The sequence below is a fragment of the Methylobacterium sp. UNC378MF genome, assembly GCF_900103195.1.
Classification (GTDB): Bacteria; Pseudomonadota; Alphaproteobacteria; order Rhizobiales; family Beijerinckiaceae; genus Methylobacterium.
In genome coordinates this window covers 315599-327499 of sequence record NZ_FMWU01000002.1, presented here as the reverse complement: position 1 = coordinate 327499, position 11901 = coordinate 315599, and the positions used below count along the sequence as shown (strand labels likewise).

Below are 11901 nucleotides of genomic sequence, written 5' to 3'. Positions count from 1 at the left end.
CCCTGAACCATCCGTCTGAGTCAGTGCACTAGGACCGGCTGGCGCCCCCTGCCTCTGGCCGGGCGGGCTCCAGGACGGCCCGTGCAGGACGCGGCCCCCGCTCCATCAGAGTCGGGGGCCGCTTCGCGTCCGGCCGGGCCTGATGGCGCCCGCCGCCGGCGGGGCGGAAGCCGGATCGATCTATTCCGGCAGCGGCCGGCCCCGCGTTTCCGGCATGAACCACGGCACGACGAGGCCGATCACGTAGACGCCCGACAGGGTCAGCGCCGCCGCGGCCACGCCCCCGAAGGCGGTCACGATCTGCCCGGCGAGGATCGGGAAGATCCAGGCGATCAGCCGCGCGCCGTTGAACACCACGCTCGCCGCCGTCGCCCGGACCGCCGGGGTGAACAGCTCCGCGAGGTAGATCGCCATCCACGAGAAGGCGAAGCCCAGGGTGAAGAACCCGTTCAGGAAGGCGAGCGCCATGAACGGCACCAGCCCGCCGGTCCAGAGGTAGCAGGCGAGCGACGTGGCGATGCACCCGACATACGTCAGGAGCAGGAAGGCGCGGCGCCCGATCGCGTCGGCCACGAAGCCCGAGATCACGTAGGCGGTGATCGCCCCGATATTGTAGATGATGCCCATGCGCGGGCCCCAGACATTGGCCGGTTCGCCCGCGGCCTTGGCGAGCCCCTCCGTGTAGGCCGGGAGCCAGGATGAGACCGCCCACCAGCCCACCGTGGTGGCGAAGGAGAGCAGCGTGGCGAGCAGGACCCGCCGCCGGCTCTCGGGCTCGCGGAAGATCTCCGTGAGCGAAAACGGCCGCGTCCCGGTCTTCGGGGTGCTCCGGGCATCCTCGGTCGTGGCGGCCCAGCGCTGCGCCTTCACGGCCTGCATCCACTGCTCCGATTCCTCCAGCGCCCGCCGCAGGTACAGGCAGACAAAGGCCGGGAGCGCGCCCAGCGCGAACAGGATCCGCCAGGATTCCGCGCCCAGGGGCTCGGTGGCGGCGAGCACGGCCCAGACGATGGCGGCCAGAACCGCGCCGCCGCCGAAGCCCGATTGCAGGAAGCCGCAGCCTTTCGGGCGCGCCCGGTTCGGCCAGGTCTCGGCCACCAGGGCGATGCCGGTCGACCATTCCGAGCCGATGGCGAGCCCGGTGATGAAGCGCAGCAGCGCGAGCTGCGTGAAGCTCTCCGCGAAGGCGGTGAGCCCCGTGAACAGCGCGTAGCCCAGGATCGACACCATCATCATGCGCTTGCGGCCGATATAATCGGCCGCGATCCCGCCCATCAGGCCGCCGATACCCCAGCCGAGCAGCGTGATGCCGATGGCGAGCCCCACGTAGAAGGCCGGCATCCGGGCCTGCTCGGTCGTGAGGATCGAGGCCAGCGCCGGGCGCAGGGCGTAGACCAGGGCCACCGCCTCGTAGCCGTCGAAGATCCAGCCGAGATAGCTGCCCCACAGGATCCGCCAGTGGCGCCGGGTGAGACCCGCGTACCACGGAGCGCCGGCCGCCTCGCGCAGCCCGCCGTCACCCGCGCCCATCGCCCGTTCCTCCTGCCGGGGCGCATCGGCGGCGCCCTCCCCGCCCTGATAGGTCGGTTGTGGCATCGGGTCGACCACATCCGGGCAGTTGATCCGGCGCGCCGGCGATCACGGTCACAGCGCGCCTGCACATCATGCGCGTGCCGCGCGGGACCGTCGTGCGGTCGGTCTCAGCGCGCGGCGTCGAAGGCGGCGAGAAAGGCCGAGAGGTTCTCCGGCAGGGCCGCGCAGAGGTAGCCGCCCTCCTGGATGAGGGCCGTGGGCAGCCCGGCCCGGGCGATCCGCTCCGCCGCCCCGACGAAGCCCGCCCGGGTCACCGCGAAGGCGCCGATCGGATCGTCCGCGGCGGCGTCGAGGCCCAGCGCCACCACGAGGGCCCGGGGTCTGTGCGCGGCGATTGCCGCGAGTCCCGCCTCCACGGCCTCGAGCCAGGGCGCGTCGCCCGAGCCCGGCGGCAGCGGCAGGTTGCGGTTGAACCCCGCTCCCGCCCCGGTGCCGGTCTCGTCGGCGTAGCCGGCGAAGAACGGGAAGTAGTCGGACGGGTCGGCATGGACCGAGACCGTCAGCACGTCGGCGCGGGCGTAGAAAATCCCCTGCGTGCCGTTGCCGTGATGGACGTCGATGTCGAGGATCGCCACCGGGCCGCCGGTGGCGGCGCGCATCCGCTCGGCCGCGATGGCGCTGTTGTTGAGGAAGCAGAAGCCGCCGGCGGAATCCGCGTAGGCGTGGTGGCCGGGCGGGCGGCACAGGGCGTAGGCGTGCCCCACCGTCAGCGCCGTGTCGGCGGCCGCGACGGCGCATTGCGCCGACCCGTAGACTGCCGCCCAGGTGCCGGCGCGGATCGGCGTCGAGGTGTCGGCGGTGTAGAGGCCCAGGCGCCCGAGGAGGCCGGGAGGCGTCCGGTGCATCTGCGGCCGGGCGAAGGCCCCGGTCAGGATCTCGTCACCGATGTCGGGGATCTCGCCCCGGCGCGCCCAGGCCTCGGCCAGGAACGCCACGTAGCCCGGATCATGCACCGCCCGGATCGGCTCGAGACCGTGATCGGCCGGCTCGGCGAGGTCGTGGCCGCCCCGCAGGGCCGCGTCCCGCAGGATCGTGTAGCGGGCGGCCTGCTCGGGATGCGGGATCGGCGCGCCGCGCCGCATGTAGCGTTCGGGATCGTGCCGGCTCGAATCGGGTGTGTGGACGATGCGCATGCCGGCAGGTTAGGGCCCGCCGGGATGCGCGTCATCCGCCCCGGACGGGCTCAGATGAGATAGACCGTGCCGTCCGCGCGGAACACCTTCGGGCAGTTCGCCCCGTCCACCAGGCGCTGGGCCGCCTCCAGGGAGATCTGGCGCGTCAGCGCGATCTCCGGCAGCGTCTTCCAGGTCGTGGTCATGGGCCCGCTCCGTCCGTGATCCGTGCGTGTCCGGGATCAACGGCGCAGACGCGTCCGGGTTCGCCGTTGGCGCCAGGAGCGCGTCGAGGGCGCCGATGCACCATCCCGTCGGGGCGGGCGCAGCCGGGGCGACCTCGCGGAGCAGAGTCGGGACCCGCGCCCAGGGTTCCGTGACCGGGCCGGCACTCGGCCGCACCGCCGCCCGGTTCTGCCCGCCGGCGACGCGGATGTCGGAGAAGCGCGCGCAGAACGCCGCCACGCAGGCCGGGTCGAAATGGCGGCCGCTCTCGGAGCGGATGCAGTCCAGGGCCGCGTCGAAGGACAGGGCGTCCTTGTAGGGCCGTACCGTGGTCAGGGCGTCGAACACGTCCGCCACCGCGACGATCCGGGCCGACAGGGGAATCGCGGCGCCGGCGAGCCCGTGCGGGTAGCCGGCGCCGTCCCACTTCTCGTGATGGAACTCGGCGATCTCCGCGGCCAGCCGGATCAGTTCGGAGGCGCTCCCGCCCAGGATGCGCCGGCCGATCGCCGGATGCGTCTTGACGAGGTCGAACTCGTCCCGGTCGAGCCGGCCGGGTTTCAGCAGGACGCCGTCCGGGATGCCGACCTTGCCGACATCGTGCAGCGGCGCCGCGAGATAGAGGTTGCGGCAGATTTCCGGCGCCAGCCCGAGCCCCTCGGCCACGATCTGGCTGTAGCGGGCCACCCGCCAGGTGTGGTCGCCGGTGTCGTTGTCGCGATACTCGACGGCCAGTGCCAGGCGGAAGATGATCTCCTCTTCGCGCTCGCGCATGTGGCGCAGAGCGGCCTCCACTTCGCCGTCGAGCCAGGCCGCCTGCTCGGCCAGCCGCCGCACCGCCCGGGCGAGCCGGATCATGTTGCGCAGCCGCACGGTGAGTTCGACGCCCTGCATGGACTTGTCGAGGAAATCGGTCGCCCCGGCCTCCAGGGCGGCGAGCCGCACCGTGTCCGAGATGTCGCTGGTGACCATCACGATGGGCACCTGCGCGTAGTGCGGAATGGTGCGCATCTGCCGGATGAAGGCGATCCCGTCGATTCCGGGCATGTGGCAATCGACCAGGACGAGATCGAAGGCCCGCATCTGCGCCTCGACCATCGCGGCGGCCGGATCGCCGTGATCGGTGACCGACACGTCGGGCTTGGCCTCGAGCAGGAGGCGCAGCCGCATCCGCATCGTGGCGCTGTCGTCGACGAGGAGCGCGTCCATCAGCGGCTCCCGGATCGCCACAGGCGATCGGGGGGCGGCCGCTCGACCGGATGTGTTGACGCAGGAACCATCGCCGCGAAGCCTTTCGAACTGACGAAGAGCATTGGATTGTGTGGCGTTAACGGGCGGTAAAACGGCATCTTCGGCAGAATCTGGTCGTGTCTGCTGTATTCGCGGAGAGGATCTGCCTGATCCCAGGGTATCGGGTGCCAGAGACCGGCAGGCGCGCGTCGATCGACGGCGGGGGCGTGCGCCGCTCCGCACCGGAGGCCTGAACGATCGGGCCGGTCTGTAACCGGGAGCGCCGCGGCGGGCCGTGTCCGCCGGCGTTCCGGGCCTCTGCCGCTCCGATGCCGGGGCATGGCCGGCCGGAACGCCTGACAGGCGGCCGCCCCGGCGCTACCGTGGGGCCGCGACCGACGGGGCCGTCGACGCGCGGCCGGACCGGGGCGGGCCGGCGCAGTGGGCGGGCCGGGAGGCGCCTTCGCGATGATGCGGTTCGATCTCACCGATCTCGGCCTGTTCCGGCACGTGGTCGAGGCCGGCTCGATCACCCACGGGGCCGCGCGGGCGAACCTCGCCCTGGCGGCCGCCTCGACGCGAATCCGGCTGATGGAGGAATCCCTCGGCGCCGCCCTGCTGACCCGCGGCCGGCAGGGTGTCAGCCCGACCCCGGCCGGGCGCGCGCTCCTCGTCCATGCCCGGGAGGTCCTGGCCGGGGTCGAGCGCCTGCGCGAGGAGATGGCGGCCTTTTCGGGAAGCGCCTTCGGCCAGATCCGGGTGCTGGCCAACACCAACGCGCTGACCGAGTTCCTGCCGGACGCGCTCTCGGCCTTCCTGGCCGATCACCCCGGGATCGGCGTCGAGATCGACGAGCGCACCTCCGAGGAGATCGTCGGGCTGGTGGCCGAGGGCGCGGCCGATCTCGGCATCCTGTCCGGCACGGTGGATACCGGCTCGCTGCAGACCTTTCCGTTCCGGGAGGACCGGTTCGTGCTGGTGGCGGCCCGGGACCATCCCCTGGCGGCGCGCGGGACGATCCCGTTCGCCGAGGTGCTCGGCCATGACCTCGTCGGGCTCGACCGGCGCAGCGCGATCAGCCGGTTCCTCGTGGCCCAGGCGGTGCGGGCGGGGCGGCCGATGCGCCTGCGGGTGCAATTGCGGGGCTTCGACGCCGTCTGCCGGCTGGTCGAGGCCCGCGTCGGGCTGGCTGTCCTTCCGGAGAGCGCCGCCACCCGTGCCGCGCAGGGGCTCGCCCTGGCGGTGGTGCCCCTCGCCGATTCCTGGGCGCGGCGCGACCTGACCCTGTGCCTGCGCGACCTCGACGGGCTGCCGCCGTTCATCCGGGCCTTCGTGGCGCAGCTGCGCGCCTGAGCGGAGCCCGCGGAACACGCCCCGGGACCGTTCGATCTTCGTGGACATGATCTGCGTCGGGCCACCCGCGGCGCCCGTCCGAAGCGACGTCAGCGCCACCGCTCGTTCGTGCAGGCCAGCACGTAGACGACGTGCATGCAGCGGGCCTGGGCGGCTTGCGAGTTCGCGTCGCCCATGCACGCCCGCATCCCGGTGGAGAGCAGTCCGCGATCGACGTCCTGATCCCGCGCGCAGGTGAAGATCGGCTGGAAGCCCTCGAATCGGCTGACCTGCCAGAAGATGACCATGAACGACATCAAGCAGAACGCGCAGACCAGGAGCCGGCTGTCGTAGAACCAGTGCCGCCGGTCGGCATCTGCGGCGTCGCCCTCGGTCATCCCGTCACCGGGGGCGCCAGCAGGATCGTGGTCTGGATCATCGTTGCACTCCCCAGGGGATCGCCCGCTCCATCCCGCCGGATCCCTCAGCCGGGCCCCGCCGGCGGGGGCCGTCAGTCGATCACCTCCACGATGCGGCGTGACCGCGGCTCGACGAGAACCGGATGCCCGTTGACGATCGTGTAGCTGTACTCCGGCAACGCGAATTCGCGCGGGACATCGTAGTACACGACGCCATCCTCCGGTAGCACGGTCCCGACCCGCACGGGGCCCGCGAGCGCGACGGACGGGCGGCGCTCGCCGAGCGCGTAGATGCGGAATCGCTCCCGCCGGTCGACGCCCAGGATGCCGTTGGCCGTACCCACGGCCGCACCGATCGCGCCGCCGACGATCGCGCCGAGGGGCCCCGCCATCTCCTCGCCGCGCGAGGCGCCCTCCTGGGCCCCGCGCTCCAACCCCTGCGCCTGGGCGGCCGCGGCGAGGCCCAGCGTGGCCAGAAGCGCAAGAGGAGCCGCGATCCGCATGATGTGTCGTCCTGGTCGGTGGCAGGGAACGTCAGGCCTGCGCCTGAGGGAGCGGGAGCGTCCCGCCCGCAGGATACGACGAAAATGGCTGCCGATCGGTTGCTGCACGGCATCCGCGGGGTGCCGCATCCCGTGGGTCGCCCGGATCGCTCCCATCGGGCCGGTTCGGCCCCGCGGGAGGCGGGCGGAGCCGCGGCATTGCCCCGGCCCGCTCATGGTTTAGCCTCCGGCTGATTCCGCCGGAGGGAACTGGGACGATGCCGATCGAGACCGTGGAGACCGCCGGCCGCCGCCGGGGCGCCGACCTGCTGGTGGAGGTACTGCGCTCGGAGGGCGTGCGCTACATCTTCGGCAATCCCGGCACCACCGAATTGCCGCTCATCGACGCGCTCACCGAGGCGCCGGATATCGGCTACATCCTCGCCCTGCAGGAGGCGACCGCGGTCGCCATGGCGGACGGCTACGCGCAGGGCGCGCGGCGCCCCGCCTTCCTCAACCTGCACACGGCGGGCGGCCTCGGCCACGCCATGGGCGGGCTGGTGAATTCCCAGGTCTCCGGCACGCCGCTGGTGGTCACCGCCGGGCAGCAGGACCTCCGCCACGCGCTGACCGACCCGCTGCTGATGGGCGACCTCGTCGCCATCGCCGACCCGGTGATGAAGTGGGCGCGCGAGGTGACGAGCCCGGACCAGATCCCGATCCTGCTGCGCCGCGCGTTCCACGATGCCGGTGCCGCCCCCTCCGGCCCCGTCTTCCTGTCCCTGCCCATGGACGTGATGGAGGCGATGAGCGCGGTGCCGGCCGGCGAGACCTCGACCATCGACCAGCGGGCGGTGGCGGGCTCGCTCGACCGGCTGGCCGAGAAGCTCGCCGCGATCGCGCCGGGCCGGCTCGCCCTGATCGCGGGCGACGAGATCGACGCCTCGGACGCCTCGGCGCAGATGGTGGCGCTGGCCGACCTGCTGGCGGCGCCGGTCTACGGCTCGTCCTGGCCGGCCCACATCCCCTTCCCCACCGCGCACCCGCTCTGGGCCGGAAACCTCCCGACCCGGGCCGACGCCATCGCCGACATCCTCGGGCGCTACGACGCGGTCTTCGCGCTCGGCGGCAAATCGCTGATCACGGTGCTCTACTCCGAGGTCTCCGCGGTGCCGCCGGGGGTGCAGGTCTTTCAGCTCTCGGCCGACGTGCGCGACCTCGGGCGCACCTACGCCACCTGCCTGTCGACGGTGGGCGACATCCGCGCCTCGCTCGACGCCCTGCTGCCGCTGCTCGGCCCCCGCCTCGCCGACCGGGCCGACGCCTTCGAGCAGCTGCGCAGTCAGGCCGTGACCGCCCGGGCCGAGCGCCGGGCCAAGCTCGCCGCGGCCGCCGACGCGGCCTTCGAGGATCCGGTGATCGCGCCGCTGGTCGCCGCGCGCGAAGTCGCCCGCGCGGTCGGGGCCGAGACCACCATCGTGGACGAGGCGCCCGCGACGCTGACCCACCTGCGCACCTTCCTCGACAGCCCCTCGGCGCACCAGTACGCGGCGATGCGCGGCGGCGTGCTCGGCTGGGGCATGCCGGCCGCGGTCGGGTTTTCCTTAGGCCTCGACCGCGCGCCCGTGGTCTGCGTGGTCGGCGACGGGGCAGCCATGTACTCGCCGCAAGCCCTCTGGACGGCCGCGCACGAAAAACTGCCGGTCACCTTCGTGGTGATCAACAACGCCGAGTACAACATCCTCAAGACCTTCATGAAGGGCCAGGCGCACTACGCCTCGGTGCGCGCCAACCGCTTCATCGCCATGGACCTCACCGACCCGCGGATCGATTTTTTGGCCTTGGCCGCCTCCATGGGCGTACCGGCCCGCCGGGTGACCCGGGCCGCCGACATCGCCCCGGCGATCGAGGCCGGGATCCGGTCAGGGGCCGCCAACCTCGTCGAGGTGGTGGTGCGGGCGACCTGAGCGGGGCGGTCGGCGGGGGGTTCACTCCAGCCCCGGCACCGGCACCCCGAAGGCCGCCGCCAGCAGCACCATGTTGAGGGCGAGCACCAGGGCGGCCCCCGCCACGGCGGCGGCCTGGGTGAGCGGCCCGTTGGCGAAGGGCCCCATCACGCTGCGGCGCCGGGTGAACACCACCAGGGCCACCATCGGCACCGGCAGGGCGAGCGACAGCACCACCTGCGACAGGACCAGGGCCTGGGTCGGATCGACCCCGATCGCCACGACCACGAAGGCCGGCAGCATGGTCACGAGGCGGCGGACGAGGAGCGGGATGCGCCAGCCGGTAAAGCCCTGCATCACCAGCTGGCCGGCCAGCGTGCCCACCACCGAGGAGGAGATCCCGGAGGCGAGCAGCGACACCAGGAAGGCCGCCCCGGCCGCGGGGCCGAGCAGCGGCGTCAGGGTGCGGTAGGCCTCGCCGATCTCGGCGACCCCGCTGTGGCCGACATGGAAGGCCGCCGCCGCCATGATCACCATCGCCATGTTGACGAGGCCCGCGAGCAGCAAGGCCACCACCACCTCCCGGTTCGAGTAGCGCACCAGCAGCCGCCGGTCGGCCTCGGTCCGGGGATTGCCCCGTCCCTGGGTCAGGCCCGAATGCAGGAACAGCGCGTGCGGCATCACGGTGGCGCCGATGATCCCCACCGCGATGGTGAGCGCCTGCGCGTCGGGGATGCGCGGGGTGACGAGGCCCTTGGCGGCCTCCCCCCAGGCCACCGGCGCCACCAGGAGCTCGACCGCGTAGCAGAGGCCGATCGTGCCGACCATCGCGCCGATGGCGATCTCCAGCGGCCGGAACCCCTCGTGCTCCAGGAGCAGGATCGCGTAGGTGACGAGCGCGGTGATCGCCATGCCGGCCATCAGCGGCATGCCGGTGAGCAGCGACAGGCCGATGGCGCCGCCGAGGAACTCCGCGAGGTCGGTGGCCATGGCCGCCACCTCGCTGATGCCCCACAGGCCGAGGCGCACCGGCCGCGTCGTCGCGTCCCGGCAATGCTCGGCGAGGTTTTTTCCGGTGACGATGCCGAGCTTGGCCGAGAGCGCCTGGAACAGCATGGCGGTCAGGTTGGCGAGCAGCACCACCCAGAGCAGGCCGTAGCCGTAGCGGGCGCCGGCCTGGATGTTGGTCGCGAAATTGCCGGGGTCCATGTAGGCGATCGACGCCGTCACGGCGGGGCCCGCGAACAGCAGGAACCGGGCCCTGCCGCCGCGACGGCCATCGAGGACGTCGCGGATGGCGCCCTCGGTCCGCCGGCTCATCGCTCCGGGCGCGGCGCGCCCCGGGGCCGTCGCGGCGTTCGGCGCCACCATGCTCACCCTCTCCTCTAAGATATAGCGTAGGCTATATTCAAGGTTCGGGGCCGGGATTCAAGGGGGCTCCGTCGACTGCGCGGGACTCCCCTCCCGGTGGCAGTGTTTGCTAGACAGGGTTCGGGCGGCGTGTGCGTGCCGAGAGGGGGGAGAGCCGATGCAGGAACCGTCCGAGCCGGGCTCGCCCGAGACCGTGCTGGTCGATCCCGAGCGGCACGTGGAGAGCTTCCGCCAGGCCCGAGAGGCACGGCGCTCGGAGCTCGTGGAGGATTACGTCGAGCTGATCGACGATCTGATCGGCGACGGCGGCGAGGCGCGGCAGGTGGACATCGCGGCCCGGCTCGGGGTCGCCCAGCCGACCGTCGCCAAGATGCTGAAGCGCCTGTGCGAGGACGGGTTCGTCCAGCAGAGGCCCTATCGCGGCGTGTTCCTGACCGAGGCCGGCCGGCGGCTCGCCGCCCAGGCCCGGGAGCGCCACCGCATCGTCGAGCGCTTCCTCTGCGCGCTGGGGGTGAGCCCCGAGACCGCCCGGCGGGACGCCGAGGGGATCGAGCACCATGTCAGCGCCGAGACCCTGGCGGCCTTCCGCGCCTTTGCGGAACGGCACGGGGGGGCGTGAGGCGCCCCTTCAGCCGTCATCGCGAGCGCAGCGAGGCGGCCCAGGGCGGCGCGAGGCCTGCGGTCGTGGCACCGACGGGCTTGCTTCGCTCCGCTCGCGATGACGGCGTGCCGTCCTCGGCGGCCCTGCCCTCACACCGTCGGCGCCGCCACCTTCTGGCGCAGGCCCATGATCACCGCGCGCAGCATCTCGGCCCCGGCCTCGCCGGCATCCGGCAGGGTGCCGGTGCGGGAGGCGTAGATCCGCTCGTGCACGAAGGCGAGCTTGGCGATCACCGTGGGCGTCAGCTTGAACGGGTACAGCGCCGGCTGGCCCATGCTGTGGGAGAGCGAGTTGATCGCGTAGGTGAGCGGCAGCCACGCCGCGATCAGCCGGTCGAGATCGGGGATGTTGTACGGGTCGAAATCGATCACGGTCGGCGCCGCCTGCCCGTGGCGCAGGCGGGGGCGCACGTGCAGCTCGAAGGTCGAGGCGGTCTCCACCGTGTCGACGATGTGCAGGTAATGCGCGAAGGTCTCGGCGAAATCCTCCCACGGATGGGCGGTGGCGTAGGCCGAGACGTAGGCCTCGTCCCAGTCGGCCGGCGCGCCCTTCGCGTAATGGTCCTGCAGGGCCTGGACGTAGTTCAGGCTCTCGTCGCCGAACAGCGCCCGGAAGGCACCCATGGTGGGGCTGTTCATCACCAGCAGATACCAGAAGTAATGCCCGATCTCGTGCCGGAAATGGCCGAGCAGGGTGCGGTAATGCTCGCCGAACAGGATCCGGCGGCGCTCCCGCTCGACGTCGTCGGCTTCGGCGATGTTCATGGTGATCAGGCCGCTGACGTGGCCGGTCAGCACCGGCGCCCCGCCGGAGAAGCTCTCCGACGGGTCGACCAGGAAGTCGAAGGCGAGCCCGTCCGTGTACTGGGCGCGGGTGGCGAGCGGCAGCTCCAGGCGCAGGAGCGAGTAGAACAGGCGGTGCTTGGCGGCCTCGATCTGGCGCCAGCGGGCGAGGTTCCAGCTCTGCGTCAGGTCCGGCACCACGCGGTTGTGCCGGCAGGCGGTGCAGTAGAGATCGGGGCTGTCCTCCGGCACCAGCCAGTTGCAGGCCGCCGACAGGGCGTTGTTGCACAGGCGGTAGCGTCTGCCGGGATCCGCATAGGCGTGGAAGATCTGTGCCCCGCCCATGAGCGGATGGCTCGAGAGCCCTTGCGGCTCCAGGGCCGAGACCTCGTGGACCGCGCAGACATAGCCCAGCTGCCGCGCGCAGCTCTCGCAGGCCGTCGCCTCGAAGGTGACCGGCTGGTCGCAGGCTTGGCACTGGAAGATCTTCATCGCGCAGTCCGGGGCCAGCCTCCGGCCCATCTGCCGGTCAAGCGGGGCCGGGCGGCAAAGTTCCTGCCAGGCGGTCCGGGCCCCCGTTCAGGATCCATGATGTCCCGGGGCATGGCTATGGCCGGGATGACGGCGTGTCAGGGCGTGCCGCTGCCCGCACGCGTTCGGGCCCGCGCCGCCCGCCGCACGGAAATTGCTTGTGACAGGGTCTGTAGCGCATAACCGCGCGGTGGGCGCCGGCGCCCGGGACCGGCAA

The 11901-nt window shown here is 72.3% G+C and carries 10 protein-coding genes; 3 read left to right on the top strand and 7 right to left on the bottom strand.

The annotated features are described in order from the left end of the window. Positions 1-180 precede the first annotated feature (180 nt). The 3 genes from BLT59_RS03450 to BLT59_RS03440 form a co-directional block, all read right to left on the bottom strand. Positions 181-1596 (bottom strand): MFS transporter, encoded by a 1416-nt coding sequence (locus BLT59_RS03450; protein ID WP_244513810.1) that lies wholly within the window; start codon positions 1594-1596, stop codon positions 181-183. 104 nt (positions 1597-1700) lie between these two features. Further along, on the bottom strand, positions 1701-2726 hold the full coding sequence (locus tag BLT59_RS03445) for a histone deacetylase family protein (RefSeq protein WP_091776523.1): 1026 nt from the start codon (positions 2724-2726) through the stop codon (positions 1701-1703). Positions 2727-2735: 9 nt separating this feature from the next. Beyond that, positions 2736-4139 (bottom strand): HD domain-containing phosphohydrolase, encoded by a 1404-nt coding sequence (locus BLT59_RS03440; RefSeq protein WP_091776576.1) that lies wholly within the window; start codon positions 4137-4139, stop codon positions 2736-2738. A 489-nt stretch (positions 4140-4628) separates the two neighbouring features. Between BLT59_RS03440 and BLT59_RS03435 the strand changes: the two genes are divergently transcribed. Next, positions 4629-5513 (top strand): LysR family transcriptional regulator, encoded by an 885-nt coding sequence (locus BLT59_RS03435; protein WP_091776521.1) that lies wholly within the window; start codon positions 4629-4631, stop codon positions 5511-5513. Between the two features lie 89 nt (positions 5514-5602). Here the strand turns inward: BLT59_RS03435 and BLT59_RS03430 are convergent, their stop codons facing one another. Both BLT59_RS03430 and BLT59_RS03425 read right to left on the bottom strand, forming a co-directional pair. Beyond that, the gene (locus BLT59_RS03430; protein ID WP_091776519.1) at positions 5603-5890 is read right to left on the bottom strand and encodes a hypothetical protein; all 288 of its coding nucleotides are present in this window, start codon (positions 5888-5890) and stop codon (positions 5603-5605) included. Between the two features lie 113 nt (positions 5891-6003). Continuing rightward, on the bottom strand, positions 6004-6414 hold the full coding sequence (locus tag BLT59_RS03425) for a DUF1236 domain-containing protein (RefSeq protein ID WP_091776517.1): 411 nt from the start codon (positions 6412-6414) through the stop codon (positions 6004-6006). A 257-nt stretch (positions 6415-6671) separates the two neighbouring features. Between BLT59_RS03425 and BLT59_RS03420 the strand changes: the two genes are divergently transcribed. Beyond that, on the top strand, positions 6672-8360 hold the full coding sequence (locus tag BLT59_RS03420; protein WP_091776515.1) for a thiamine pyrophosphate-binding protein: 1689 nt from the start codon (positions 6672-6674) through the stop codon (positions 8358-8360). Between the two features lie 21 nt (positions 8361-8381). Here the strand turns inward: BLT59_RS03420 and BLT59_RS03415 are convergent, their stop codons facing one another. Next, positions 8382-9710 (bottom strand): Nramp family divalent metal transporter, encoded by a 1329-nt coding sequence (locus BLT59_RS03415; protein WP_091776514.1) that lies wholly within the window; start codon positions 9708-9710, stop codon positions 8382-8384. 157 nt (positions 9711-9867) lie between these two features. On the opposite strand from BLT59_RS03415, the gene mntR reads away from it, so the two are divergent. Then, positions 9868-10329, top strand: a complete 462-nt coding sequence (mntR, locus tag BLT59_RS03410; RefSeq protein WP_012318602.1) for a manganese-binding transcriptional regulator MntR — start codon at positions 9868-9870, stop codon at positions 10327-10329. Positions 10330-10460: 131 nt separating this feature from the next. On the opposite strand, the gene BLT59_RS03405 is transcribed toward mntR, so the two are convergent. Next, on the bottom strand, positions 10461-11645 hold the full coding sequence (locus tag BLT59_RS03405) for a zinc-binding metallopeptidase family protein (RefSeq protein ID WP_091776574.1): 1185 nt from the start codon (positions 11643-11645) through the stop codon (positions 10461-10463). Between the last annotated feature and the right edge of the window lie 256 nt (positions 11646-11901).